The sequence below is a fragment of the Virgibacillus litoralis genome, from assembly GCF_017873675.1.
Taxonomy (GTDB): Bacteria; Bacillota; Bacilli; order Bacillales; family Amphibacillaceae; genus Lentibacillus; species Lentibacillus litoralis.
Map to the genome: position 1 here is coordinate 78,843 of NZ_JAGGKK010000016.1, position 25,703 is coordinate 104,545.

The window sequence follows — 25,703 nt, forward strand, 5'->3', positions numbered from 1 at the left end:
AACCTTAAGCACTTTGCAGAAGAAATATTTCTTCCTCTAAAGGCAATTAGGAAAGGTAGGAAAATAATGCAAAATTATCGTATTGATCAAATTAAGGGAATGGAGCTTGGTATATATACATTAGGTGACCATTTACCAGACCCTTTAACAGGAGAGAGAATATCTGCTGGACAACGTGTTAATGAAATTATTGAATATGCAAAGCTTGCTGATCAGGCAGGTATAGATTTTTTTAGTGTTGGTGAAAGTCATCAGGATTACTTTGCAACGCAGGCACATTCTGTTGTATTATCAGCTATTGCCCAGGCAACAGAGAATATAAAAATATCCAGTTCTTCAACGATTATCAGTACATTAGACCCTGTACGTGTATATGAGGATTTTGCAACAATCGATTTGATTTCAAAGGGTCGTGCGGAGATTATCGCTGGCCGTGCATCCAGAGTAGGAAACTTTGATTTGTTAGGCTATAGCCTCCGTGATTACGAGGAATTATATGAAGAAAAGTTTGATTTACTGCTGAAACTGAATGAAGAGGAAGTTGTCAATTGGAGTGGGGAATATCGACCGCCATTAAAGGACGCTAGGGTTATTCCGCGTCCGCAAAATGGATCAATGCCAATTTGGCGAGCTGTTGGTGGTTCACCTGCCAGTGCCAGAAAAGCTGGTAATGCTGGAGTTGGGATGTTCTTAGCTCATTTAGGGGGGCCGGTCACTGCATTTAAACGAGCTGTTGATGCCTACCGTCATGCTGCGCAGCGTAGCGGATTTGATCCAGCTGAACTCCCGGTTGCGACTGCTGGTTTTTTCTATGCAGCAGAGACTTCCCAGCAAGCATTAAAAGATATGTATCCTCATATCAATGAAGGGATGAAGAGAACGAACGGACAAGGATTTCCTAAGCAGCACTTTGCACAGGGGGTTGATCCACATAATGTCATGAACATCGGCAGTCCCCAAGAAATCATTGAAAAAATTCTCTATCAGCATGAAGTATTTGGTCACCAGCGTTATATTGCGCAAATCGATTTTGGTGGTGTTCCCTTCGATCGGTTAATGAAAAATATTGAGCTGATTGGTACAGAAATTTTACCAGCCATTAAAAAATATACTGCAAAAAAATAGGGGGGATGAATATGAAGATTGTTGGGTTATCTGGTTCAATAGTTGGTTCAAAAACTAGAACAGCTATGGATTACACAATGAAAGCACTCGCTGAAAAATATCCGAATGTAGAAGCAACATTAATTGATTTAGCAGAATATAATGTTCAGTTTAGTGATGGACGCAATTATTTGGAATATGAGGGCGATACAAAATATATCACACAAACATTGATGGAAGCAGATGCAATAATTATTGGTACACCAATTTTTCAGGCATCCATACCAGCCACATTAAAGAATATATTTGATTTACTTCCTGTAAGCGCATTTCTAGACAAAGTTGTCAGTATGCTGGTGACAGCAGGTTCGCCAAAGCATTACTTGATTGCAGAAAACCAATTAAAGCCTATTTTAGGTTATATGAAAGCACAAATCGTGCAGACGTATGTATTTATCGAAGAAGAGGATTTCTATCGAAAAGAAATCACCAATGATGATGTGTTATTCCGCATTGATCGATTAGTTGAGGATACAGTCGTATTAACAGAAACATATACGAGTATTCGTGAAGCAAAAGAAGCGGAATACGACTTTTAGAAGAATAAATGCAATTAGAAGTGGCCGGGACAAAAGTTTAAAATCCGAACTATGATTCAAATTCATGAATTAGAATTTGAATTAGTTCGGATTATTTTGTGCTGATTAGATATAAACTGCGAACCAACTAAGGGAGTCCTATTGGAAGCATTTAGTGAAGCTTCCTAACGACACAGCTGGAATATACTCGCTTTCCGTGGGCTCACCACGAGCCTCCTCGCTCGCAAAGAACGCTCCCTGTGGGGTCTCTTAGGATCGCTGTCCCACAGGAGTCTCGCATATTCCAACTGCTAGTTAAGTGGTATAAAATCTTGTTTTTTATGTTCTAGAGAGCAATACCCAGCGGAGGAAATACACGTAGACTCCTGTGGGAGCTGAGGCCTAGATGAGACTACGCAGCGACGTAGGAGCAAGGAGGCTCATCAGCCGCCCACGGAAAGCGAAGTGTATTTCCGGAGCGGTTTACTGCACCCAACTAGTTCGCAGTTTATATCAACTACGTATTCGTTCAAACCATTGAAAATGAACGATTAAAAAACCTTTCCTGTTATTATTCATCTTTAAAGTTAAAAGTTTTAGTTATGTCCCAGACTGTTTCTTTAATAGCATAAAACATCCAATCTAAGGAATAATATAGATGAATTTTATCGATTAATAAAACAAATGGAGGTTGCTTTTATGGTACAGCAGAATCTACATCAACAGTTACAGCAAGCGAGTCATCAGATACAGGATGCTCAAGAGGCTGCAAGGCTTGCGCAAGGATCAGATCCCCAATTGTTAGAGCAAGCTCTCAACCAGTTACAGCAAGCAGAAAAGGTATTACAGAAGGCTCAGCAGGCGGGGACTGAAGCGACAGAAAATCCGCAATTTCAGCAAGCATATGAACAGCTGCATGATACGCGTCAGCAAGTGCAGGAAGCACAGCAAAATAACAGTGATGTTTTATAAAGCTTTTTAGGTCAAGCGCTTATCCTTAATGAAGGAAGGCGCTTTTATTTTGCAGTTAAGCCAATTTCATAAACTGCTTTATTATTGTTTTATGAAATTAACTCAGCTGTATTCGTGCAATTAAGGGCCCAAGCAATTCAAAATACAACTAAAAAATTGAGTTTATTGCAGGAGTTTGAAATAATTGGAATTAAGATAAAAAGATAGTAAAACATAAGACCTCTTAGCAAATTTGCATACTTTCTTGATAATTTTGAGATATACTGAGACAACCTAGGAGGTGGTTATGCGATGCACATGATGAATGGTTATGGTTTTTTTGGATGGGTAATGATCATATTTTGGATTGGATTATTTATTTTAGGAATTCTTCTAATAACAAATTATCTTAATGGTGGTCGCAAGAGAACACCATTACAGATTTTAAAGGAGCGTTTGGCAAAAGGAGAAATAAGTGAAGCAGAGTATGAACAGTTAAAATCCGTACTAGAACGAGATGAAAGAGGGTGATGAGCATGAACCGTCATACAGATATCATTAAGAAAAGGTATGATAGAATATCATCTGTTTTCGATGTGATGGATCATATGATTCGGTCATCATGGCGTGAGGAGTTACTTGGTAATTTGGACGGAGATATTTTGGAAGTTGGGGTGGGTACAGGGTCCAACCTTCCATACTATCCTTCAAATGCAAATGTCACCGGAATTGACTTTAGTCCCAAAATGCTGGCAAAGGCGTATGGCAAAATAGATAAAACTGAAGCTGCTATTAGATTAAAAGAGATGGATGCACAACAAATGGATTTCCCTGATAATATGTTTGACGTTGTTGTTTCAACATGTGTTTTTTGTTCAGTTCCTGACCCGGTTGCCGGATTTAAAGAAATTCGCCGTGTAGTGAAACCTAACGGTAAGATAGTAATGCTTGAGCATATGCGGAGTGAGCATCCGTTTGCAGCCAGAATACTTGATGCTGTGAACCCGCTAACAGTAAGAATTGTAGGTGCTAATGTTAATCGTAAAACGATCGAAAACATAGAAAAGGCTGGCTTAACAGTTGAGGAGCAAAACTATTTAATGACATCTATTATGAGGAAGCTGGTATTGACTCCTGATAAATAAACGCTGCACATTACCATAACTAAATGGAGGTAGTACCAAATGATAAAAAAGTTAGTATTTCTTATTATAATTTTAACGGGTATTTTAATAACTGGATGTAACAGTAATGACGATCAAGCATTTGAAGAGTCGTATGATGGGAGTTTAGAGCATGTTCATGGAATGGGGTATGCTGGAAATGATGGCGGATTATATTTTGCATCTCATACTGGCCTGAAAATTTATCGGGATGGTGAATGGTTTGAAACGACGAAGAATTTTAACGATTATATGGGATTTAATCCAGTTGATCAAGGTTTTTACACATCAGGACATCCTGGTAAAGATTCAGACTTACCGAACCCGCTAGGTATTCAGCGTAGCTTTGATGGTGGAGAAACTTTAAAAAGTATCGATTTTGTAGGTGAAACAGACTTTCATGAAATGGCTGTAGCTTATACTAGCCATGATATCTTTTTAAAAAATCACAAGGAAAACTCTAAGCTGGGAGCAGGTTTTTATATAAGTTCTGATAATGGAGAGTCGTGGGAAAGTTTAGTTGGTTCAGGTATAGAAGGTGAGGTATTTGCATTAGCTATTCATCCGTCTGACTCTGACTATTTAGCAGCAGCAACAACTACTGGTATTTATCTGTCCAGTGACAGAGGAAAGAATTTTAAGATGATAACAGAAGGTGTACAGGGGACAGCTGTTTATTTTAATGAGGAAAATTTGTTTTATGCAACCTATGATTCTGCACCATCCCTTGCTAAATTTAACATCAAAACTGGCGAGCAAGTGACAATTAATCTTCCAGAGTTAACGGAAGATGGGCCTGTATATATTGCTGGAAATCAACAAAATAATAAAGAGTTAGCTATTTATACTACAAAAGGAAATGCTTATATATCTGAGGATTCAGCTAAAACGTGGTTGCAGATTTTGGAAAATGGAAAGGTAAAATAGCGTTACAAGAAATCGGTGATCTATATTTAGAAATAAAAGAGGTAATTTATGTTTACTAAACTTTCATTTAAAATTGGATTTCTATTTTTCGTATTTATTTTAATTATTGAATCGCTTTTATTTTTTATATTATACACAAATATAGCGAATGAACGAATCGATGATGTCCTAGATAATTTATTAGCACGTGCCAATACACATAGCGAGGTACTGCAGTTGAATTTTGACGAATCAACCCTGGAACATGTTGGGATAATGGAATCAGCTTCTGATTTTGTTGTTGTTATTACAGATGAATCAGGTAATGTAATCAATCATTCTGATACTATTCAGCAGGAAATGTGGCCAGTGCTTGAAGCCATTAATTACAACTCAGACCAAACGGAAGGACGAGTTGTTGAAGACCGTTGGGATGATAAACAATATATTGCTGCTGAAAGTCCTGTGATTATTGATGGGGAGCAAAGAGGCCATGTCTTTATGTTTGCAGACACGGCTGATGTAAAGAAAAATGTTAATCAGCTTAGCAATCAGTTTATTGTAATTGCTCTACTGACAATCGGCTTAACGATTATCACTATCTTTATTTTGTCCAGGTTTATCACGCATCCAGTTATTAAAATGAAGGAAGCAACAGAGCAATTAGGCTTGGGAAGAAATAAAGTTGAATTACATACCGATCGAAAGGACGAGTTAGGAGAATTGGCTGAGTCTATTACAAAACTAGCAAATGAGCTTGACCAGCTAAAAACTGCCAGAAATGAGTTTTTAGCCAGCATTTCACACGAACTTAGAACTCCTTTAACCTATATAAAGGGATATGCTGATATTATTAATCGCCAAGACATAACTGAATCTGAAGTGAAAGAATATACCACGATTATTCGTGAAGAGTCAGAGCACTTATCGATACTGATTAAGAATTTATTTGAATTAGCTAAGATGGACAGGAACAGATTCGCAATTCAGCGTGAAGAAGTCTCTTTGTGTGAACTTATTCATTCTATAGCTGATCGGATTAAGCCTGCTTTTGCTGAAAAAGATATTGCCTTTTCGATAAACTGTCCTGAAAATATAGTTGCCTTTGTTGATCCTGAAAGATTTGAACAAGTTCTTGTAAATATTCTCGATAATGCAAAAAAACATTCTTCTGAAGGCACTAATGTTCAACTTGAAGTCAGTCAAATAGCAGCAGAAGTTATCATAACCATTACCGATGAAGGAGAAGGCATACCTGAGAAAGATTTGCCGTATATATACGATCGCTTATACCGGGTAGAAAAATCAAGGTCAAGGGAAAGCGGTGGATCAGGATTAGGACTAACTATTGCCAAGGAAATAATAGAAGCACACGGTGGCCAGTTAGAAATTAAAAGTGAACTAGGCGAAGGTACCAGCGTTATCATAAGATTAATTAGAGGTGGCAACGATGAATAGTGTTCTTATAATTGATGACGAAAAGCGTATGTTAGATTTATTAGCATTGTACTTAAGACCACATGATTATACGTGTAAAAAAGCACAAGGGGCTAATGAAGCATTACTATTTTTAGAAGAGGAAGACTTTGATATTGTCTTACTTGATATTATGATGCCTGAAATGGATGGGTGGGAGCTCTGTCAGGAAATAAGAAGTATATCTGATGTGCCTATCATTATGGTAACAGCTCGTGACCAAAAAGAAGATATTGTTAAAGGTTTAAAGTTAGGTGCAGATGATTATATCGCAAAACCTATTGATGAAAATGAATTGTTGGCCAGAATGGAAGCTTTGTTACGAAGAAGAACTCCAGCGAATCGCATAGAAACGAATGGACTGTTATGGGACGAGGAAAGGTATGAGCTTTCTTATAAGAACCAGCCTATTAAAGTAACCCCTAAGGAGTTTACTATGGTTGGTCACCTCTTGAAAAAGCCGAATCAAGTTTTTTCCAGGGAGCAGCTAATTGATTTGATTTGGGGATTTGATACAAATACGGAAGGAAGAACGGTTGATTCACATGTACGGAATATGCGAGAGAAAATCAGACAAGCAGGATTTCCGGTTGATGATCACTTTAAAACTGTTTGGGGGGTTGGTTATAAGTGGATAAACTAGCAGTCGTAAATGTTCATTATGTTGTAACATTTTCTTGATAAGTTCTTGAAACCTCTTCTTTATAGTAGTGAATGAAGGGAGGAACACATAATGAAAAAGAAACTTTTGGCAATTGCATTGGCTGCTTTTGTGACACTAGGTATAGGTAATGTTGTTTTCGCACATGGTGCTGCCGATAACGGTGGTGAAAATGGGTGGAGTTTTGAAGATATGGTTCCTTTTATGAAGGATATGCACCCAAACATGGACCAACAAGAGATGGAGCAAATGTATCAAGACTGTCATGGTTCCAATGGTAATGAATTTCCTGACCGACACATGGATAACCAATTTTAGTGTTAATTATATTAGCTAACGACATGAATGGAACTATCTTTCTTAGAGATGGTTCTATTTTTTTAGGCAGATAAGAAAGTATAAATCCTTTCTTACTGCATAAGTGCAACTAAGGCTTATCTATATAAAGGCTTAGCGATAATCCTTAGTTTTCTAACAATCAGGAAAGCTTAAGAACGAATGCTATGTTGTTTAAGATAATTAATGGAAGTAATGATTTAAAAATACTGTATAGGGGTATAGTACCAAGCAGATAATAAATATAGTAAGTAAATGTAAGGAGGTCCATGTATGAAACAAAAAGATGGCAAGTCTATTGAAAATGATCACAAACAACATGAACATCAGAATCATGAACATCATGAACAACACCAACACGATGAACATAATCATCATGATCACGGCGGTCATGGTCATCATGATCATGGTGATATGGTCAATGATTTCAAAAAAAGGTTTTATATATCCCTTATTGTAACAATCCCTATTCTAATTTTGTCTCCAATGATCCAGGGTTTTATTGGTGTTGATTGGGGATTCCCGGCTGATCAATACATCCTGTTCGCACTTTCGACATTCGTATTTTTCTACGGTGGCTGGCCATTTATTACTGGTGGTATTAGTGAGCTGAAGGATAAAAACCCGGGCATGATGACATTGATCGGACTAGCGATAGTGGTTGCCTATGGGTATAGTTCACTTACTGTTTTTGGCTGGGAAGGAAAAGACTTCTTCTGGGAGCTGGCCACGCTGATTGATATTATGCTGCTTGGTCATTGGATTGAGATGCGATCCGTAATGGGAGCATCAAATGCGTTAGAAGAACTTGTTAAACTAATGCCAAGTGAAGCGCATAAATTGGATGAGAAGGATAATATAGAAGATGTAGCAATATCTGATTTACAAAATGAAGATAGAGTACTCGTTAAACCTGGTGAAAAAATTCCAGTAGATGGGAAAATTCTTGATGGCAAATCCGCCGTAGATGAATCCATGCTCACCGGTGAGTCTGTTCCAGTTGAGAAATATAAAGGTGATGAAGTAATAGGGGGATCGGTTAACAATGAGGGATCCCTAACAATTCAAGTAGAGAAAACGGGTGATGATTCCTATTTATCGCAAGTGATAGAACTGGTTAGAGAGGCACAAGCATCGCGCTCGCGGACACAGGACTTCACGGATAGAGCAGCTAAATGGTTATTTTATATTGCATTAGCGTCTGGGTTCATTACCTTATTTATTTGGCTTATTTTAGGATATTCTTTTGTTATTGCACTGGAACGCATGGTAACGGTTATGGTCATTACATGTCCACATGCACTGGGACTTGCGGCACCACTTGTTGTAGCAGTTTCCACATCCCTTTCAGCAAAACAGGGTCTGTTAATTCGTAATCGTGCCAATTTCGAAGGTGCACGGAATCTAAATGCAGTTGTTTTTGATAAAACTGGCACATTGACAAAAGGAGAGTTTGGTGTAACAGATATTGTCCCTTCTGCTGAAATAAAAAAAGAAGATATATTAGTTTGGGCTGCAAGTCTGGAGCAAAATTCCGAGCATCCTCTTGCGGAAGGTATTGTGAATGAGGCAAAAGAGAAGGAACTGACGCTGAAAAAAATAAGTGACTTTGAATCGATTACCGGAAAAGGTATTGAAGGAAAAGTAGATGGGAAAAAAGTGAATGTTGTCAGTCCTGGGTACGTCGATCAGCAGAATATGGAATATGATCATGAAACATTCAATCAAATGTCCGAAGACGGAAAAACGGTTGTATTTGTACTCGTTGAAGATAAATTGATTGGAATGATTGCACTTGCTGATATTGTACGCGAAACAGCAAAAGAAGCAGTTGCATCTTTAAAAGAAAACGGCATCCATTCCATTATGCTGACTGGCGACAATCAAAAAGTGGCTGACTGGGTCGCTAAGCAATTGGGTATCGATGAGGTATATGCAGAAGTGTTGCCTGATGATAAAGCAAATCAAGTGAAAAAAATTAAAGAAAAAGGCTGGAAGGTAGCCATGACTGGTGATGGTGTTAACGATGCACCTGCACTGGCAACAGCTGACTTAGGTATTGCAATTGGCGCAGGAACCGATGTAGCAATGGAAACAGCTGATGTTGTACTTGTGAAAAGCAATCCAAAAGACGTTGTTTCTTTAATGAATTTATCGAAAAAAACGTATCAGAAAATGGTACAAAACTTATGGTGGGCTGCAGGCTATAATATTTTTGCCATTCCATTGGCAGCTGGTATTCTGGCACCAATAGGCATTATATTGAGTCCGGCAGTTGGGGCGGTATTAATGAGTTTGAGCACGATAATCGTTGCGATTAACGCTAAATTATTAAAAGCGTAGAACCCCCTATACTTTCCTACTGCATAGTAAAAAACGGTGTCCAAGCAAAACTGCTTTTGGCACCGTTTTTTACTTAATTATAATTCCATCAATTTAACTGTTACCTTACCATTCTGATTTCTTGATAAATGAACTGTTTCACCAGGTCTCAAGCACCGGTTCTTTTTCATGTTATGGGGGTTAACAATGGTGACTTTCTTGTTTGAGTCTGATAGTTCTATGTCGTTATGGCAGCGGCTGATGCCTTCTTCGTCTGGTGTGCAGTCAGTATCATTAAGTACTTTTCCTTCTGATTCTTGACCAAAGTCTCCGGAAATAAGGTTGACAGTATATGTTCCGTTGGCCCCGTTCTTCTGTAAGTTCAGTCCACTTTCTGCTTCTTCCTGTGTCAGACTGTCTCCACCAGTGTTATTTTCTGATGTTAAGGTAACGAATAATACAAGTGTTAGTCCAATGATTACTATAAGACCAATTCCAATTGTCTTTTTATGCATATTTGCTCTCCCTCACTTTATGTACAAAAATAAGAAGCTATTCCATCAGAACAGCTTCTTAGTTCCTGCATTTATTCAACAACTAGTGTTGTTTGCATGTCAGCGTGCCCTTCACCACAAGGGATGTTGCAGTAAATAGTATATTCACCTGGTTCTTCAGGGGTAAAGGATGCTTCGCCTTCACCTTCAATCTTCACATCAAACTCGTCAATTGAAATACCATGCATGCCTTCTTCATTTGTAAGAGAAACTGCAACTTCCTCACCTGCAGTTACGGTATATTTATCTTTATCAAAATCAAAATTTGATGCAGTTATATTTAGTTCATTGCTGGAAGCTGATGCTGATGAACTGTCATCCCCACTGCTTGAGTCACCTGAGTCACTTCCGCCACATGCTGCAAGAAATAGGATAAGTCCTAGAGCCAGTACTGCCAATAATCCTTTTTTCATATAAATCCTCCTCAAACTTTAAGTCTATTTGTTTACTACAGTGCTAATTGTAATTACTAAATATCCATTTTTTATGGAGAAACTGAGTCAAATGTGTGAACTTCTATATTTTTCATATTATATGTAGATACCAGTGTAAAAAAGCAATTTTCTACTATTAATAGAAGATTGCTTTTTGAAGGTGTCGCTATTTTGGTCGTCCAACTTTATCCGCTTGTAATAAAGGCATTTTTTATTCCTAACCTCTTAATTTTATCAACATCTTGAAGAACTTGCTTTTTCCCTGAATATGGTCCAACTTCTACACTATAAATTTCTCCACCATCAGTTTTATATGTCTTAATGTCAGCATTTATTTTATTTCTAGTAATTAAGTTGTACCGTTGTTGTGCACTTTTTTTCATTCCAGTAGTTTCAACTACTATTTTATAATTTGCCATAAAAATCCTCCCTAACTTGTTTTAATAGTATACTCGGATGTTAGGTAAAGGAATGGTCATTAAACATGGATCTTTTAAAAATGATTAAATAATCTATTGAATTATGATGGTGGTAGTTAAGTAGTTTATTCTGAATATGCGAGTAATTTTATACTAAGGTTATAGTATACTAAATATATGGAGTTGAGGGAGGTTAATGTTTTCAATACGTAGAAAACGATATGAACTTTATTTCTAAATATTAAAATACAAGGAGGAACAGTATGAAATTAGATGGAAAAGTCGCAGTTGTAACAGGGGCAGCTTCCGGAATGGGAAAATCAATAGCTGAGCTCTATGCAAAAGAAGGGGCTAAAGTTATATTAGCTGATCTTAATCTTGAAGGAGCTGAAAAAGTAACGGACCAGATTACTAACAATGGTGGAACAGCTAAGGCGGTAAAAGTAAACGTAGCAGAACTTGCTGACATTGAAAATATGATTGATACAGCAGTAAGTGAGTATGGGACGCTAGATATTCTTGTTAATAATGCTGGAATTATGGATGGAATGGAGCCAGTCGGAGAAGTTACAGATGAAAGATGGGATTTAATTTTTGATATCAATACAAAAGGTGTTATGCGGGCAATACGTAAAGCGCTGCCAATCTTCTTAGAAAAAGAAAAAGGCGTCATCATTAATACCGCATCCACTGGTGGGCTAAATGGCGCTCATGCTGGTGCTACTTATGGTGCCTCAAAACATGCAGTTGTTGGTTTAACGAAGAATACAGGGTTCATGTATGCAGAGAAAGGCATTCGATGTAACGCTATTGCACCAGGTGGTGTAGAAACAAACATTGCATCCAGTATGAAAAATATTAGTGAGTTCGGAGCAAGCCGTGCCCAGCTCGCACACGCAGTAATGCCTCGGTCGGGTCAACCGGAAGAAATTGCACAAGTGGCACTGTTTTTAGCTTCTGATGAATCTAGTTTTGTTAACGGGACCGTTGTAACAGCTGATGGTGGCTGGACTGCTGCATTCTAATCTCGCAATTTCATTAAAAAAGACTGAACGCTTTGTATAGTGAAGTGTTCAGTCTTGTTTTTATTGTAGGAAACTATAAAATTTAAGTGCTGTGGTTAACTGGACTCCAGAATCAGCCACGTCCAGCTCCGACGTACAGGATGTACTAGTGCCGGTGACGCCACAGGACGTGGCGTTCTCACCGGCCAGCGCCTAGCACCTTTGTTCTGGAATGAGGGTTCTAAGCAAGGGCCTGCCCCATTTCCCAATTTGATTTATCAATTCCATATAAGATCCATGGTGATGGCAGTGTGAACTGGTGATTAATAGGGAGGGCATTTGCCTGCTCTTTAGTGAGATCCATCCATATATATGTTTCTTCTTCTGTCTGATTTAGAAGCTGCTGATAATCGTTTGCAATTGTCTCCCATAGCCCTTCCTGTGAAGTGATGTCGTTCCATGGGTATATGGCATGTAAATAATGGTGTTTCTTTTGATCAGTTTTTGTAATAAGCGCCCGCGTTTTTGATTGATTTTCATAAAAAGACCATTTTATTAGGTCATGTTCTTGAAATAAGTCTTTTGAAACCGGGAATGAATAGTAGCACTCGTATGGGAATATTGATATTGGTGTACTATACATTTCTTTAAGCCAGTCTTTTTTTCGCTGTAGATCTGTTACAGGTGTCCATGGTTCTGATCCTGTCTCAAGTGCTGTGGTATCTTTTGTCTGGGCAGCATGTTGTGGGATATACGGCGTTAATCCGATTCTCTCCATTACACGTCTTGCGGGTGTATTATGCTCCTGTGTATTTGCCCCTACCCATTGTATTCCGTTAATTTGAAAAGCTTTACTCATCATATGATACATCAGTTCTGTTGAAAAACCATTTCCCATAAATCGGCGATCTGTCCTTAATCTGCCTAACATTGCGTAACGGCTGGCATATATAGAGTGTCCACCCAAACTAACCATTTGGTCATCCAAGAATAATCCATATAAACGATTCTTTCCAGTTATGAGTCTATTAAAAATACGTTTTATATAATCATCCTCAATTCCCGTGTCCATTTTCTCTAAGTGTTTAAAATCATCACTATTAAGAATTCGGATGGTTTTATCCATATTACTCCACTCCTTAAATGTTTCCTTTTCTCAAAACATAATTTTACCACCTTACGTATTAAATGATAAACCTTTTTGGCAGTTAAGAATGTATATTTAAATATAACTAAGGCATTAACGAATGACGATAAACCATGTTTACTAATTGGGCACTTAAATTTTTGTTTTGCATATAGTATAGTACCCTCCTGTAAATATAATCGAATGCTAACCTCAAAAAGTGTCATGACAACAATAGATTTCAAAATTAACTTTTTCTAGTCATAAAATTCAAAAAAGAGTTGACAAATGACTGAATTTTAGAATATAATTGTGAAACTATAATTTATAGAAAATAAATTAATATAATCCGGCAATGATAGGATTTAGTAGTGTTTTATCTCCCTGTTTCAGAGAACTGATGGTGGTGAGAATCAGTCAAAGATAAACATGAATTACAGTCCTTGAGCTTCTTTTTCGTAGTAAGGAGAAATTCTTATGAAGGGAAAGACGGTAAATTGTACGTTAACAATTCTGAAGTGGTGAAGCGTAATTCTTCACAACTAGGGTGGTACCGCGATATCAATCGTCCCTATTGGTTATTAACTGACCAGTAGGGATTTTTTAGTATAATTAAATAATGCTATAGGCAATGAAAGGAATCAAGTAGTGTTATATCTCCCTGTTCCAGAGAGCTGATGGTGGTGGAAATCAGTCACAGATAAGCATGAATTACAATCCTTGAGCTTCTTTCTCGTAGTAAGGAATTTTTACTTATGAAAGGAAAGACGGTCAATTGATCGTTAACAATCTTAAAGAGGTGAACTATTTTGTTTGTTCACAATATGGGTGGTACCGCGTGTGAAATCGTCCCTGTCGTTTATGACGGCAGTGGGCGGTTTTTTATTTTTTTAGGGAGGTGACGCTGTTTCCGATAAGAAGCAAATGCAGGTTTATAGTGAAAAGGTTCATGTGAACATTGAATAAATAGTTTAATTGGTCTAAGTCTTGTTTTATTTTTTCGCACTGCGTCGTAGTTATATCAACTACGGAGATTATAAAGCAACAAAGTGAGCCAAAAATAATATAAAATCAGGAGGAATGAACTTATGTCTACAAATGAATTAAATGAGCTACGCAATAAAATTGATGATATCAACTTGGAAATTTTAACATTATTGAATCAACGAGCTGAAGTTGTGCAAGAGATTGGCCATCAAAAGGAGAAACAAGGTACAGTCCGGTTTGATCCTGTTCGTGAACGTCAATCTCTTGATTTAATTAATGAGCACCACGACGGTCCCTTTGAGAGATCAACTATACAACATATTTTTAAGGAGATCTTTAAAGCAAGTTTAGAACTGCAGGAAGATGACCATAAGAAGGCATTATTAGTCTCACGAAAAGCACGCCCTGAAGATACAATTGTAGATATTAATGGGGAGAAAATTGGTAATGGTGAGCAAGGATTTATAATGGGACCATGCGCTGTTGAAAGCTATGAACAAGTGAAAGAAGTTGCCCTAGCAATGAAGGAACAAGGCCTTACTTTAATGAGGGGTGGAGCGTTCAAGCCTCGTACTTCTCCATATGACTTTCAGGGCTTGGGAATAGAAGGTTTGCATATTTTAAGAAAAGTTGCTGACGAAGTAGGCATGTCAGTTGTTAGTGAAATTCTTACACCACAGGACGTTGAAGAGGCCTTGGACTATGTTGATGTTATTCAGGTAGGCGCCCGCAACATGCAAAATTTTGAATTACTTAAGACGGTGGGGAGAGTCAAGAAACCTGTATTGCTGAAAAGAGGTCTTTCTGCAACAATTCAAGAATTTATTAATGCAGCAGAATATATTATTTCACAAGGAAATGACCAGATTATTTTATGTGAACGCGGAATCCGAACTTACGAAAAAGCAACAAGAAATACATTGGATATTTCTGCTGTACCTATTTTGAAAAAAGAAACCCATTTACCAGTTGTAGTTGATGTAACGCACTCTACCGGAAGAAAAGATTTACTATTTCCAGCGGCAAAAGCAGCTTTGGCTATTGGAGCAGACGCAATTATGGCGGAAGTTCATCCAGATCCTGCAGTTGCGTTGTCCGATGCGGCTCAACAGATGAATATTCCTGAATTTAATACGTTTATTGAGGAATTAAAGGTTTTTAAAGGGAAACTAGCGTAAGGTTTATAATGGATTTTAAGTTTTCTTCCATTACATGTAATATTATCTATCAATTATTGCATGTATTATAGTTATACCGTGTATATCAGAGATATTGTACACAAATTAAAACTAAATTTGCAAGAATCTGAAATATAACAATTTTTATAGGTATTTAGCCTTAAACAGGAATTTGAAAAGTGTGAATACTATGAGAATATATAAAAATACACTATAATTATAATTTATAAGGGGGAATAGTTAACGTGAAAAAGAAACTAACGTTATTATTTATTGCAATTATTTCAATCAGCTTACTTGCTGCTTGTGGATCAAGTGAGACTAGTGGCGATGGAGAAGGGAAAACTTATTCAGTCGCTACAGATTCTAACTTTCAGCCTTTTGAATATAAGAATCCCGACACTGGTGAAATGGAAGGCTTTGATATTGAATTGATGAGAGCTATCGCTGATGAAGCTGGTTTTAATGTAGAATTTGAAACCATGGAATTTGATGGTTTACTTGCATCAATGAGAACAAGTAAGAATGATATAGGTATCGCTGGTATTTCTATTACGGAGGAACGTGAAGAGTTCATCGATTTCTCTGATAAATACTATGATTCTGGTTTAATTCTTGCAGTCCCTGCTGATTCAGACATTGAGTCAATAGAAGATGTAGGCGGATTAAAGGTTGGAGCGCGCCAAGGGTCGACAAGTAACGATTATTTAAAAGCAAATACCGATGCTGAAGTTGAAGCATATCCGGAAATTGTTACTGCATATATGGACCTGGAAAGAGGACGTCTTGATGCCGTTTTATATGATTTACCAAACGTGAAATATTATATTAAAGAAAATGCTCCAGATAAATTAAAAACAGTTGGTAAAGTATTAGAAGGTCAGCCATATGGTATTGCACTACCGGAAGGATCAGATCTGGTTGAGCCTATAAATGAAGGTTTAGCGGCTGTGAAAGAAAACGGAACATATGCAGAAATTTATAAGAAGTGGTTTGGAACAGAGCCACCAGAAACAGAATAGTCATCTTTGCAGACTAAAATTCAAGCGTAACAAGTAATTGCTTGTTACGCTGTTTTATTAGCAGTTATAAAAGTATAAAAACTTATCTACTGCATAAGTGCAATTAAGGCTTATCTATATTAAGGCTTGCACTCCAGAGTATAAGGGGTTCTAAGAAGGCAAAATACGCTTTCATAAGAATCCCTTTAACGAATGCCAAGTTTTCTAAAGGAGAGAGATACAGAATGATTTATACAACGTTTATGGAATCAGCATATGTTCAAAGTTTGCCTTTCTTAATAGATGGCTTGAAAATCACTGTAATGATTACGGTTATTGGTTTGTTTTTTGGGATGATTATTGGGTCTTTAGCTGGTTTAGGGAAACTCTCTAAAAACAAAATAATCAGAGGGTTCTGGTCAGTTTATGTTGAGGTTGTTCGTGGGACACCAATACTGGCTCAAGCACTATTTCTTTATTATGGTGTTTCCGAAGACCTAATAGGTTTGAACATATCTTCATTTAATGCCGGGGTTATTGCAATAGCAGTTAATGCTGGTGCATATATTGCTGAAATTGTTCGTGGCGCTGTTTATTCAATTGATAAAGGACAGCATGAAGCAGGACGCTCGATGGGATTAACTGAAAACCAAACGATGCGTTATATTATTTGGCCACAAGCATTTAAACGAATGATTCCACCTCTTGGAAACCAATTTATTATTAGTTTAAAAGACACGTCTGTATTTTCAGTTATTGTAGTACATGATGTTGTGTTTATGGCAAAAGAATACTACAACACTACCTTTGAAATTTTTGAAACATTAGTTATGGTTTGTTTACTTTACTTATGTATCACGGTGCCAACAGCACTTTATTTGAACAGACTAGAAAGGAAGCTGGATGTATAAATGATTACAGTAAAAGATTTACACAAATCGTTCGGTGACTTAGAGGTGTTGAAAGGGATTGATGCTAAAGTTGATGAGAGTGAGGTTGTCTGCGTTGTTGGACCGTCGGGTTCCGGAAAAAGTACATTTCTTAGATGTATTAACCTTCTCGAGGATATCACAGCAGGAGAAATTACGATTGACGGGGACCAATTAACAGATCCAAACGTCAATATTAATGAAGTCCGCTCTCAAGTGGGCATGGTTTTTCAACATTTTAATCTATTCCCACACAAAACGGTCTTGGAAAATATTACGCTTGGTCCACTCAAAGTAAAAAATCTATCCGAAAATGAAGCCAAAGATGTCGCCCTTTCACTTCTCGAAAAAGTTGGATTATCTGATAAAGCAGATGATTATCCGGATAGCCTTTCCGGTGGACAAAAACAACGTGTAGCAATTGCCAGGTCTCTTGCAATGAATCCGAAAGTTATGCTGTTTGACGAGCCTACATCTGCTCTTGACCCTGAACTTGTTGGGGATGTGCTTGAGGTGATGAAGGATTTAGCAGAAGAAGGTATGACAATGGTTGTTGTGACACATGAGATGGGTTTTGCTAAGGAAGTGGGAGACCGCGTGTTATTTATGGATGAAGGTATTATTGTGGAAGAGGGAAGTCCACAACAAATTTTTGATGACCCTCAAAATTCACGAACTCAATCATTTTTAAGTAAGATTCTATAATTTAAATTAGAGGCAATCCTGCTGTTAGTCCGGGATTGCCTTTTTGTATCGTATCAAAAAAGTATTGGTACAAGAAAAAATGCACTGGCTGCCAGCACGCCAGCTCCTAGATTATATGGAGACATAGCTTTTACATATTTCATATGGTCTGCTTCTGCAATACCAGCAGACATTGCAGTCATTCCTGAGACTGGCGAGGTAACATCCCCAAATGTTCCACCTGATAATACTGCCGCCACGATTATAGGGATGGAAGACCCAGTTGCGACAGCTAATGTAAATGCAACAGGCATCATTAAAGCCCAACTCCCCCAAGACGAACCAATGAAGTAAGAAACAGCAGCTGTTACAACAAAAGTAATTACCGGGACAAAAGTGGCACTAATCGTATTGGAAAGGGTGTTTTCAATGAGTGTTGTTAAGCCAAGGTCTTGTGACACAGTTGAAATTGGCCAAGCAACAATTAATATACCTATGGTAACTATAAGTTTATTTCCGCCTTTAATGAAATTATCCACTTGTTCAGCTAGTTTAAGTCCCTGAACCAAATATAAAAGAAAGGTCACAATTAGTGTAAGAATCAATGCTACTAACATTGCTTTTGATGATTCTTCGCTCCCGATCATTAGAAAAAAACTCAGCGGTATTAAAGTTAACAAAGGAATTAAAAGATTAATTAACTTTGGCTTAAGCGAGGGTTCCTGATCCATATCATGGTTATGTTCCATATTACCTTTCATTGCATTACCAGTTTGGTCTTTACTTGTTTCCGCTTTATGTTGGTGGGACATATCTTCCGCAAATTCAGTTTGCAAATCTGCTTTTTTAGAAGAATGGTTTCGAATTAGTTCCTTCATTGGACCCAAATTTAACTTGGGCATTATCGTGGTCAGCGCAATGAGAATAGAAAAAAAACTAAAAAATTGATAAGGAAGGGACTGCAAGTAAAATGAAAATGCAGATCCCTCAATACCAGTAGTGTCCATTCCATTTTGAACAACTCCGATAATATAACCTACGAAGGTTGTTGCAATAGGGATTAACAAAATGACAGGACTCGATGAGTTATTTAACATGTATGCCAATCTTTCTTTAGCTATATTGTATTTTTCAGCTAAAGGTTTAATAATTGCTCCAGTAGCTACAACACGAAAACCACAATCAACAAATGTAACAGGCAACAATGCCCACAATGCGGCAAACGTTTTCTGACTACTATCAATATATTTTCCAACAAACTTTGCGAAGGCTTGTATCCCTCCAGATACCTGGATTAGAGCAACCAGACCGCTAAAAATATATAGAAATAATACAACGTGAATATTGCCAGAGGTGGTTAAAACACCGGTTATGTAATCAACGGTTTTAAAAAACGATCCAAAAAACGACTGTGTTAATATGAAACTGCCAATCCAAAGACCAATTAACAAGGATGGGATTACTTGTTTCGTCCATATAGCAAAAATAATTGCCGAAATTGGTGGAATCACTGATAACCATAAATCCATACTATCTCTCCTTTATATTAATGAAGAAAATCCCCACGTATAAGTGGGGATGATAAAATTAAGAAGAAACCATATTCCTGCATATTTCCGCGCATTCACGGCAAATTCTTGCACACTCCTGGCAATGGTTATCCTTGAATTTCTCACACTCGACTGCACACGCATCACAGATAGTTGCGCAAATCTGGCAATGCTGGTTGGCGAAAGTACTGTTTCGTGACATGTAAGCTGCTGCTTGAAAACAAATTTCAGCACAATCATTTAACGTTTGAATACATCTGATTCTGGCCTGAACATCTGGTTCTTGCAGGCAAGCGGTTGTGCATTCCTCACACGCTCGAGCGCACTTAAGACATGCTTCAATACAGTTATCCATGTTTGTTGGTGATGTTGATAATACTCCCATTTTAAAACCTCCAAGATTTTTAGTCGATATTAATATGTGTAGCTCGAAACTATTTCATACCGTTTGTAGGTCAAAAAATAGTTTTGTGACACTTACAGCCTCCATAAAAATCATCATAAGTTGAATTTATAAGTAATTAAAACGAGCTTGGAGGGTCAAAGCTCGTTTAAGGTACATCACTGATATGTATCAAATGTGTATTAGTTTTTTTCTGTTAGATAACTAATAGCTCCTATAGTAATACCTAAAAGCGCGCCGCCAGCTACTTCGATTGGCATGTGCCCAAGCAGTTCCTCAAGTTTTTTCTTGCGTTCTTTGTGATAAATACCTGGATGCTCATTTGCAAATCTTTCTAACTGTTCGTTTAATACGTTTACTTCCATGGCAATTTCACCAGTTTGCCTGCGAATTCCCATTGCATCATATACGACAATTAAACCAAAAATACTGCTGACACCGAATTCAATGGAAGGAACACCTTTTTTAAGTCCTACATAAGTGGTAAGTGCTGTAACTGCTGAAGAGTGGGAACTTGGCATATCACCAGAACCAATCAACCTCTTCCAATCCCATGTACCTTCTTCTAAATATTTCAGGGGTACCTTCAGGAATTGAGCTGCACCTATACCTATTAACGCAGTTATCATAGATCGATTTAACATATCGTCACCTCAAGAATAGGATGAGAAAAAAATCTGCTTTTTATACAAAGTAAAGAGGAAATAGTTCGTTGAATAAGAAGTATATATATTAACTAGTTATGAAATTCTTTGACATAATGCAAATAATAATGTAAATTACCTAATGTACGAACATTAAATTTAAATAAATATAAAATATTCGTTTTTAAGAGGTGTTATTATGGAAAATGCGTTTGATTATGAGGATATTCAATTAATTCCCGCAAAATGTGTGGTAAATAGCAGGTCTGAATGTGATACAACTGTAAGCTTAGGTGGGTACACTTTTAAAATGCCTGTAGTTCCAGCAAATATGCAAACTATTATAGATGAAAAGATTGCACTCTCCTTAGCCAAAAATGGTTACTTTTATATTATGCATCGCTTTGAACCTGAGTCGCGTATCGCTTTTATTAAAGATATGATTTCACGTGGATTAATCGCATCTATTAGTGTAGGGGTAAAAGCTGGAGAGTATGATTTCATACAGCAATTAGCTGATGAACAGCTTTCACCACAATTCATAACAATTGATATTGCACATGGACATTCCAATGCAGTCATTAAAATGATTGAGCATATTAAAAAAAACCTGCCTGAAAGTTTCGTTATCGCAGGAAATGTCGGTACTCCAGAAGCAGTAAGAGAACTAGAGCATGCTGGTGCGGATGCAACAAAAGTAGGTATTGGCCCCGGGAAGGTATGTATAACAAAAATAAAAACCGGGTTTGGAACCGGCGGCTGGCAATTAGCAGCAATAAGATGGTGTGCAAAGGCAGCAAGTAAACCGATTATTGCTGATGGAGGAATTCGTACGCACGGCGATATAGCAAAGTCGATTAGATTTGGGGCATCTATGGTAATGATTGGTTCATTGTTCGCTGGACATGAGGAATCTCCGGGTGAAACGATTGAAAAAGATGGAAAGTTCATTAAAGAATACTTTGGTTCAGCCTCAGAGTTTCAAAAAGGCGAAAAGAAAAATGTGGAAGGTAAGAAAATGTTTGTGGAGCATAAAGGTTCACTTAAAGATACATTGGTTGAAATGGAGCAGGATCTTCAATCAGCCATTTCTTATGCGGGCGGATACAAACTGCAAGCAATTCGAAATGTAGATTATGTCGTTGTAAAAAATTCCATTTTTAATGGAGATAAAGTATATTAAATAAATGGGTTCCGCTTTTTATCACGAAAGCAGGCATTGAATCTAGCTGTAAGCGGACATACTGGTGTCCGCTTAAATAATTTCATTAGAGGATTTAGGGTGATGAATCCTCGTTCCGTTATTCCTTGAAAACTCCTCGTTTTGAGGCTTCTTTCGTATCCTCATTCCGTTATTTGTCTGTTTAAACCTCATATTCCATAAATATTATGCGATTAGCGGAACGAGGATCCGATTCATCCCTCTTGAAAGACCTTTTCCGCCTTTTAGCGGAATGAGGATTCATCCTGTTGATTTGTCGGATCCTCATTCCGTTATCCACGATTTGCTTTAATTCGATTACTGACTCCTCATTCATATAACAATAAATATCTATATTAAATTACAGCTTGAGCAGGATACTTAATAATGAATAGAGTTTCTCATCATCATGAAAATTTAATTCTGCTGTTATTTATAGTAAAATGTAGTTTAGCCACTTTATGTATATATTGTGGTCTGATTTTAGCAGGTAAGAAAGCAAAGTATAAAAACTATCTTACTGCATAAGTGCAACTAAGGCACTCGCCATTAATGCTTGGCGAATGCCAAGTTTTCTAAGCAGGTAAGAAAGTATAAATCCTTTCTTACTGCATAAGTGCAACTAAGGCACTCGTCATTGATGCTTGGCGAATGCCAAGTTATTTTTCTAATATTGGGAAGTAAAGGAGAACTCATCGTGAAAATAGGGATAGATAAAATAGGCTTTTATGCACCTCATTTATTTGTTGATATGAACAAACTGGCTGTCAGCAGAAATGTAGAGCCTGAGAAATTTACAATTGGTATTGGACAGGAAAAGATGTCAATACCTCCGATTACACAGGATCCGGTTACATTAGCAGCGAATGCCGCCTTGGAAGTATTGGACGAGAAAGATAAGGAAGCGATTGACTTTGTTATTTTTGGAACAGAGTCAGGTATTGATAGTTCCAAATCAGCTGGCGTTTATGTGCATGACTTATTAGGGTTAAATCCATACGCTCGCGTTATCGAAGTAAAACAGGCTTGTTATGGGGCGACAGCTGGTATCCAAATGGCAAAAGGGCATATTGCATTGAATCCAAAAAGCAAGGTATTGGTTCTTGGTTCAGATATTGCAAGGTATGGTTTGGATACACCAGGAGAGGCAACCCAGGGGGCTGGAGCAGTTGCACTAGTAATTAGTGCAGATCCTAATATTATGGCACTTGAAGATCAGAGTGTATATTTCACCTCTGATATTATGGACTTTTGGCGTCCAGTCTATTCTGACAAAGCTTTTGTTGACGGGAAATTGTCCAATGAACAATACATTTCATTCTTTTCTAAAGTATGGGAGCAATACAAGACTAAATCCGGTCTGGAATTAAATGATTTTGAGGCAATTTGTTTCCACCTTCCATATACAAAGATGGGACTTAAAGCGTTAAAGACTGTATTGGATGAAGGATCAGAAGATGCGAAAGAACGATTAGTAGCAAACTACAAAATCAGTACAGGCTATAATAGAAATGTAGGAAACATTTATACTGGCTCATTATACCTAAGTTTGCTTTCTCTTATTGAACAAAAGGATGATTTGGCTGAAAGGTCAAGAATCGGGTTATTCAGCTATGGTTCCGGGGCTGTTGGAGAATTCTTCACCGGTATCTTGCAGCCAAACTACAGAGAACACTTGTATGTGGGAAAGCATAACAATTTATTTTCCGCAAGAAAAGAAGTAACGGTTCCAGAATATGAAGAAATTTTCCAGCAGACGCTGCCAACTGATGGATCAACCGTTAACTTGGATATAAATAACGATCCTGCGTCCATTTGCTTATCAGGTATGGATGATAATAAGCGGCAATATGTAAATAAGGTAAAATAAAACTAAAGTGGTACTCTGGATGGATATATTCTTTCCAGAGTTTTTCGGTTTTGGGAGTATTGTTATTTAATGGTATTATTAAACTATTATCCCGTTCGGAAATATATACAAAGTCTTGAGGTGAATATATGGATACAAATGCAATCTTCACTAGAGTGAAAGAGCATACCCCTAAAATCCTTGGAAGTGAAAGCTTTTCAAAATTTGCAGTACTTATCCCACTTGTTGAAAAGGATGATGAGATTAATATTCTATTTGAAGTTCGTTCACATTCTTTAAAAAGGCAGCCGGGAGAAATTTGCTTTCCTGGGGGAAGGCTTGAGGATCAGGATCAAACAGAACAGGATGCTGCTATCAGGGAGACAACAGAAGAGCTAGGTATTAATAGGGCTGACATTTCAGAGGTTCACCCATTAGATTATCTTGTTTCTCCTTTTGGAATGATTGTTTATCCATATGCAGGTTTCATTGGAAGGACTGATCATATCGAACCAAACCCTTCAGAGGTAGAAGAAGTTTTTATGGTCCCACTGAAATTTTTCGTGGAAACGGAGCCGGAAATTCATCGAGTAAACATGGGGATTGAACCTGAGGAGAATTTTCCTTATGAACTAATTGTTGGTGGTCGTAATTATAGCTGGCGCAGCGGCAAGATTGATGAATATTTCTATACCTATGATAACAAGGTTATATGGGGTCTGACTGCAAGAATTATATCCCATTTTACTGAAATAATTCAAGATGAATAATATGTTATTGGTCCTGAACAAGATTTGATTTAATAAATCTTATTGTTCAGGACCATTTATATGGTCAAATTGCCTTTGACACTAAAAATATAAACCTTTATTATGTATGGAGTAATTCCTACTAATTTTATAAGGAAAGGATGTTTTAAATGGCTGCCAAAGTTCAACCTATAGATGAAGTGAAAGATCCAGTACAACAGAATAGTACTGATTTAAATAAGCCTCAAATGCCACTAATAATTGGGGGACTAGTTATTGGGGCTATGTTAATGATATATCTAATGGTTACGCAAAACATTGTTCAACCGTTACTGCTCGTAATTGGTCTGTTGCTTGGATATACGTTATTCCATGCTCGTTTTGGCTTCACATCGGCATTTCGTAGGCTAATGTCTGTAGGGAATGGAAAAGCTCTAAGATCGCATATGTTAATGTTAGCTGTTGCAGTTACGTTATTCGCTCCAATTTTAGCATTTGGTTACTCGTTCTTTGGAGGAGGCGTTGCTGGATACGTAGCACCAGTTGGCGTTAGTCTCTTTGTTGGTGCCTTTATGTTCGGAATAGGTATGCAGCTTGGAGGAGGGTGTGCTTCTGGTACGCTTTATGCTGTTGGTGGTGGACGCACTGTAATGTTTGTAACACTTTTATTCTTTATTGTTGGTTCTACAATCGGTGCCTATCACTTACCATTTTGGACGCAAGAGTTACCGGCCTTTGAACCTATTTCTCTAGCAACATCTACTGGGTTAGGTTACGGAGGTGCCTGGATCTTGTCGATTGGGTTGTTTGGACTGATTTCTTGGCTTACCCTGGTTGTGGAAAAAAAGAAAAAAGCGCCTAAAATGGCATCTGTTCCGTCAACAACAGGCTGGAAGAGACTTTTACGTGGATCCTGGCCATTGTTTGCAGCTGCAATTGCATTGGCGGTTCTTAATGCGATAACATTATTGACTCGTGGCGCTCCATGGGGTGTTACTTCAGCTTTCGCATTATGGGGATCTAAAGCAGCACAATTTCTGGGAATTGATGTAGCCAGCTGGGGATATTGGCAAGGTGAAAATGCAGCTGTTCTAGAGTCATCGATTTTTATGGACTCTACAACTGTGTTGAACCTTGGTGTCATCCTAGGGGCGTTTCTTGCTTCGGCAGCAGGTGGACTTTTCAAATTTACGAAAATAAGCAGTAAAAATGTTACCGCGGCTGTAATTGGAGGATTGATGTTAGGTTATGGTGCTCGTCTCGCATTCGGTTGTAATATCGGCGCATACTTTGGCGGGATCGCATCATTCAGCCTTCATGGGTACATTTGGGGAATATTGGCATTAGCTGGAACCTTTGTGGCGCTATATCTCAGACCATTGTTTGGTTTATCAGTTCCTAAACCAAAAGATTCGTTTTGTTAATCTATTAGCATCACCATGTGTATTAATCGCATGGTGATTTTTTTCTCTGTATATTCAATTAATGTTTTTA

26 protein-coding genes and 2 other annotated features are annotated in these 25,703 nt (G+C 37.7%); of the genes, 19 read left to right on the top strand and 7 right to left on the bottom strand.

Going from position 1 to position 25,703, the window contains the following annotated elements:
• Positions 1–66: 66 nt before the first annotated feature.
• The 10 genes from J2Z82_RS14080 to J2Z82_RS14125 all read left to right on the top strand — a co-directional run bounded on the left by J2Z82_RS14080 (position 67) and on the right by J2Z82_RS14125 (position 9,518).
• Positions 67–1,125 (top strand): LLM class flavin-dependent oxidoreductase, encoded by a 1,059-nt coding sequence (locus J2Z82_RS14080; RefSeq protein WP_209481412.1) that lies wholly within the window; start codon positions 67–69, stop codon positions 1,123–1,125.
• 11 nt (positions 1,126–1,136) lie between these two features.
• Positions 1,137–1,703 carry an NADPH-dependent FMN reductase gene (locus J2Z82_RS14085; RefSeq protein WP_209481413.1) on the top strand — a complete coding sequence of 189 codons (567 nt, stop codon included), beginning with the start codon at positions 1,137–1,139 and terminating at the stop codon, positions 1,701–1,703.
• A gap of 678 nt (positions 1,704–2,381) precedes the next feature.
• Positions 2,382–2,654 (top strand): hypothetical protein, encoded by a 273-nt coding sequence (locus J2Z82_RS14090; RefSeq protein WP_209481414.1) that lies wholly within the window; start codon positions 2,382–2,384, stop codon positions 2,652–2,654.
• Between the two features lie 291 nt (positions 2,655–2,945).
• Positions 2,946–3,164 carry an SHOCT domain-containing protein gene (locus J2Z82_RS14095; protein WP_209481415.1) on the top strand — a complete coding sequence of 73 codons (219 nt, stop codon included), beginning with the start codon at positions 2,946–2,948 and terminating at the stop codon, positions 3,162–3,164.
• Positions 3,165–3,169: 5 nt separating this feature from the next.
• Positions 3,170–3,778: a class I SAM-dependent methyltransferase gene (locus tag J2Z82_RS14100; RefSeq protein WP_245251719.1), complete on the top strand. Its 609-nt coding sequence runs from the start codon at positions 3,170–3,172 to the stop codon at positions 3,776–3,778.
• A 39-nt stretch (positions 3,779–3,817) separates the two neighbouring features.
• Positions 3,818–4,723, top strand: a complete 906-nt coding sequence (locus J2Z82_RS14105; RefSeq protein ID WP_209481417.1) for a F510_1955 family glycosylhydrolase — start codon at positions 3,818–3,820, stop codon at positions 4,721–4,723.
• A gap of 48 nt (positions 4,724–4,771) precedes the next feature.
• On the top strand, positions 4,772–6,160 hold the full coding sequence (locus J2Z82_RS14110; protein ID WP_209481418.1) for a sensor histidine kinase: 1,389 nt from the start codon (positions 4,772–4,774) through the stop codon (positions 6,158–6,160).
• Positions 6,153–6,821, top strand: a complete 669-nt coding sequence (locus J2Z82_RS14115) for a response regulator transcription factor (protein ID WP_209481419.1) — start codon at positions 6,153–6,155, stop codon at positions 6,819–6,821. The genes J2Z82_RS14110 and J2Z82_RS14115 overlap by 8 nt, the downstream gene beginning before the upstream one ends.
• A gap of 90 nt (positions 6,822–6,911) precedes the next feature.
• Positions 6,912–7,157, top strand: a complete 246-nt coding sequence (locus tag J2Z82_RS14120) for a hypothetical protein (RefSeq protein WP_209481420.1) — start codon at positions 6,912–6,914, stop codon at positions 7,155–7,157.
• Positions 7,158–7,448: 291 nt separating this feature from the next.
• Positions 7,449–9,518 carry a heavy metal translocating P-type ATPase gene (locus tag J2Z82_RS14125; protein WP_209481421.1) on the top strand — a complete coding sequence of 690 codons (2,070 nt, stop codon included), beginning with the start codon at positions 7,449–7,451 and terminating at the stop codon, positions 9,516–9,518.
• A 77-nt stretch (positions 9,519–9,595) separates the two neighbouring features.
• Here J2Z82_RS14125 and J2Z82_RS14130 read toward each other — a convergent pair whose 3' ends face one another.
• The 3 genes from J2Z82_RS14130 to J2Z82_RS14140 form a co-directional block, all read right to left on the bottom strand.
• Positions 9,596–10,012 carry a hypothetical protein gene (locus tag J2Z82_RS14130; RefSeq protein WP_209481422.1) on the bottom strand — a complete coding sequence of 139 codons (417 nt, stop codon included), beginning with the start codon at positions 10,010–10,012 and terminating at the stop codon, positions 9,596–9,598.
• A 71-nt stretch (positions 10,013–10,083) separates the two neighbouring features.
• Positions 10,084–10,464 carry a cupredoxin domain-containing protein gene (locus tag J2Z82_RS14135; RefSeq protein ID WP_209481423.1) on the bottom strand — a complete coding sequence of 127 codons (381 nt, stop codon included), beginning with the start codon at positions 10,462–10,464 and terminating at the stop codon, positions 10,084–10,086.
• Between the two features lie 206 nt (positions 10,465–10,670).
• A complete protein-coding gene (locus J2Z82_RS14140; protein ID WP_209481424.1) occupies positions 10,671–10,904 on the bottom strand; it encodes an SPOR domain-containing protein in 234 nt (77 codons plus the stop codon).
• Positions 10,905–11,167: 263 nt separating this feature from the next.
• On the opposite strand from J2Z82_RS14140, the gene J2Z82_RS14145 reads away from it, so the two are divergent.
• Complete coding sequence (locus J2Z82_RS14145; RefSeq protein WP_209481425.1) at positions 11,168–11,929, top strand: SDR family oxidoreductase; 762 nt, start codon at positions 11,168–11,170, stop codon at positions 11,927–11,929.
• A 220-nt stretch (positions 11,930–12,149) separates the two neighbouring features.
• Here the strand turns inward: J2Z82_RS14145 and J2Z82_RS14150 are convergent, their stop codons facing one another.
• On the bottom strand, positions 12,150–13,034 hold the full coding sequence (locus J2Z82_RS14150) for a GNAT family N-acetyltransferase (protein ID WP_209481426.1): 885 nt from the start codon (positions 13,032–13,034) through the stop codon (positions 12,150–12,152).
• A gap of 346 nt (positions 13,035–13,380) precedes the next feature.
• Positions 13,381–13,610: a binding site (T-box leader), on the top strand.
• A gap of 46 nt (positions 13,611–13,656) precedes the next feature.
• Positions 13,657–13,891 (top strand) — a binding site (T-box leader).
• A gap of 231 nt (positions 13,892–14,122) precedes the next feature.
• Here J2Z82_RS14150 and J2Z82_RS14155 point away from each other — a divergent pair.
• The 4 genes from J2Z82_RS14155 (at position 14,123) to J2Z82_RS14170 (ending at position 17,834) form a co-directional block, all read left to right on the top strand.
• Positions 14,123–15,199: a bifunctional 3-deoxy-7-phosphoheptulonate synthase/chorismate mutase gene (locus J2Z82_RS14155; protein ID WP_209481427.1), complete on the top strand. Its 1,077-nt coding sequence runs from the start codon at positions 14,123–14,125 to the stop codon at positions 15,197–15,199.
• 245 nt (positions 15,200–15,444) lie between these two features.
• Positions 15,445–16,221, top strand: a complete 777-nt coding sequence (locus J2Z82_RS14160) for a transporter substrate-binding domain-containing protein (RefSeq protein ID WP_209481428.1) — start codon at positions 15,445–15,447, stop codon at positions 16,219–16,221.
• Between the two features lie 224 nt (positions 16,222–16,445).
• Positions 16,446–17,111: an amino acid ABC transporter permease gene (locus J2Z82_RS14165; protein ID WP_092493900.1), complete on the top strand. Its 666-nt coding sequence runs from the start codon at positions 16,446–16,448 to the stop codon at positions 17,109–17,111.
• Complete coding sequence (locus J2Z82_RS14170) at positions 17,112–17,834, top strand: amino acid ABC transporter ATP-binding protein (RefSeq protein WP_209481429.1); 723 nt, start codon at positions 17,112–17,114, stop codon at positions 17,832–17,834.
• A gap of 53 nt (positions 17,835–17,887) precedes the next feature.
• Here J2Z82_RS14170 and J2Z82_RS14175 read toward each other — a convergent pair whose 3' ends face one another.
• From J2Z82_RS14175 to J2Z82_RS14185, 3 genes are all read right to left on the bottom strand, one after another.
• Positions 17,888–19,342: a Na+/H+ antiporter NhaC family protein gene (locus J2Z82_RS14175; RefSeq protein ID WP_209481430.1), complete on the bottom strand. Its 1,455-nt coding sequence runs from the start codon at positions 19,340–19,342 to the stop codon at positions 17,888–17,890.
• Positions 19,343–19,400: 58 nt separating this feature from the next.
• A complete protein-coding gene (locus J2Z82_RS14180; protein ID WP_209481431.1) occupies positions 19,401–19,748 on the bottom strand; it encodes a four-helix bundle copper-binding protein in 348 nt (115 codons plus the stop codon).
• 200 nt (positions 19,749–19,948) lie between these two features.
• Complete coding sequence (locus J2Z82_RS14185) at positions 19,949–20,410, bottom strand: divergent PAP2 family protein (protein ID WP_209481432.1); 462 nt, start codon at positions 20,408–20,410, stop codon at positions 19,949–19,951.
• Positions 20,411–20,609: 199 nt separating this feature from the next.
• On the opposite strand from J2Z82_RS14185, the gene guaC reads away from it, so the two are divergent.
• The 4 genes from guaC (at position 20,610) to J2Z82_RS14205 (ending at position 25,633) form a co-directional block, all read left to right on the top strand.
• Positions 20,610–21,593: a GMP reductase gene (gene guaC / locus J2Z82_RS14190; protein ID WP_209481433.1), complete on the top strand. Its 984-nt coding sequence runs from the start codon at positions 20,610–20,612 to the stop codon at positions 21,591–21,593.
• 715 nt (positions 21,594–22,308) lie between these two features.
• Complete coding sequence (locus J2Z82_RS14195) at positions 22,309–23,481, top strand: hydroxymethylglutaryl-CoA synthase (RefSeq protein WP_209481434.1); 1,173 nt, start codon at positions 22,309–22,311, stop codon at positions 23,479–23,481.
• A 128-nt stretch (positions 23,482–23,609) separates the two neighbouring features.
• Positions 23,610–24,230, top strand: coding sequence for an NUDIX hydrolase (locus J2Z82_RS14200; protein WP_209481435.1), 621 nt, complete (start codon positions 23,610–23,612; stop codon positions 24,228–24,230).
• A gap of 149 nt (positions 24,231–24,379) precedes the next feature.
• Positions 24,380–25,633, top strand: a complete 1,254-nt coding sequence (locus J2Z82_RS14205; RefSeq protein ID WP_209481436.1) for a YeeE/YedE family protein — start codon at positions 24,380–24,382, stop codon at positions 25,631–25,633.
• The last annotated feature ends 70 nt before the right edge of the window (positions 25,634–25,703 follow it).

Bases quoted from the DNA above. Each gene is read 5' to 3' on its own strand.
- J2Z82_RS14080 (WP_209481412.1), top strand. From the start codon at position 67: ATGCAAAATTATCGTATTGATCAAATTAAGGGAATGGAGCTTGGTATA.
- J2Z82_RS14085 (WP_209481413.1), top strand. From the start codon at position 1,137: ATGAAGATTGTTGGGTTATCTGGTTCAATAGTTGGTTCAAAAACTAGA.
- J2Z82_RS14090 (WP_209481414.1), top strand. From the start codon at position 2,382: ATGGTACAGCAGAATCTACATCAACAGTTACAGCAAGCGAGTCATCAG.
- J2Z82_RS14095 (WP_209481415.1), top strand. From the start codon at position 2,946: ATGCACATGATGAATGGTTATGGTTTTTTTGGATGGGTAATGATCATA.
- J2Z82_RS14100 (WP_245251719.1), top strand. From the start codon at position 3,170: ATGAACCGTCATACAGATATCATTAAGAAAAGGTATGATAGAATATCA.
- J2Z82_RS14105 (WP_209481417.1), top strand. From the start codon at position 3,818: ATGATAAAAAAGTTAGTATTTCTTATTATAATTTTAACGGGTATTTTA.
- J2Z82_RS14110 (WP_209481418.1), top strand. From the start codon at position 4,772: ATGTTTACTAAACTTTCATTTAAAATTGGATTTCTATTTTTCGTATTT.
- J2Z82_RS14115 (WP_209481419.1), top strand. From the start codon at position 6,153: ATGAATAGTGTTCTTATAATTGATGACGAAAAGCGTATGTTAGATTTA.
- J2Z82_RS14120 (WP_209481420.1), top strand. From the start codon at position 6,912: ATGAAAAAGAAACTTTTGGCAATTGCATTGGCTGCTTTTGTGACACTA.
- J2Z82_RS14125 (WP_209481421.1), top strand. From the start codon at position 7,449: ATGAAACAAAAAGATGGCAAGTCTATTGAAAATGATCACAAACAACAT.
- J2Z82_RS14130 (WP_209481422.1), bottom strand. From the start codon at position 10,012: ATGCATAAAAAGACAATTGGAATTGGTCTTATAGTAATCATTGGACTA.
- J2Z82_RS14135 (WP_209481423.1), bottom strand. From the start codon at position 10,464: ATGAAAAAAGGATTATTGGCAGTACTGGCTCTAGGACTTATCCTATTT.
- J2Z82_RS14140 (WP_209481424.1), bottom strand. From the start codon at position 10,904: ATGGCAAATTATAAAATAGTAGTTGAAACTACTGGAATGAAAAAAAGT.
- J2Z82_RS14145 (WP_209481425.1), top strand. From the start codon at position 11,168: ATGAAATTAGATGGAAAAGTCGCAGTTGTAACAGGGGCAGCTTCCGGA.
- J2Z82_RS14150 (WP_209481426.1), bottom strand. From the start codon at position 13,034: ATGGATAAAACCATCCGAATTCTTAATAGTGATGATTTTAAACACTTA.
- J2Z82_RS14155 (WP_209481427.1), top strand. From the start codon at position 14,123: ATGTCTACAAATGAATTAAATGAGCTACGCAATAAAATTGATGATATC.
- J2Z82_RS14165 (WP_092493900.1), top strand. From the start codon at position 16,446: ATGATTTATACAACGTTTATGGAATCAGCATATGTTCAAAGTTTGCCT.
- J2Z82_RS14170 (WP_209481429.1), top strand. From the start codon at position 17,112: ATGATTACAGTAAAAGATTTACACAAATCGTTCGGTGACTTAGAGGTG.
- J2Z82_RS14175 (WP_209481430.1), bottom strand. From the start codon at position 19,342: ATGGATTTATGGTTATCAGTGATTCCACCAATTTCGGCAATTATTTTT.
- J2Z82_RS14180 (WP_209481431.1), bottom strand. From the start codon at position 19,748: ATGGGAGTATTATCAACATCACCAACAAACATGGATAACTGTATTGAA.
- J2Z82_RS14185 (WP_209481432.1), bottom strand. From the start codon at position 20,410: ATGTTAAATCGATCTATGATAACTGCGTTAATAGGTATAGGTGCAGCT.
- guaC (WP_209481433.1), top strand. From the start codon at position 20,610: ATGGAAAATGCGTTTGATTATGAGGATATTCAATTAATTCCCGCAAAA.
- J2Z82_RS14200 (WP_209481435.1), top strand. From the start codon at position 23,610: ATGGATACAAATGCAATCTTCACTAGAGTGAAAGAGCATACCCCTAAA.
- J2Z82_RS14205 (WP_209481436.1), top strand. From the start codon at position 24,380: ATGGCTGCCAAAGTTCAACCTATAGATGAAGTGAAAGATCCAGTACAA.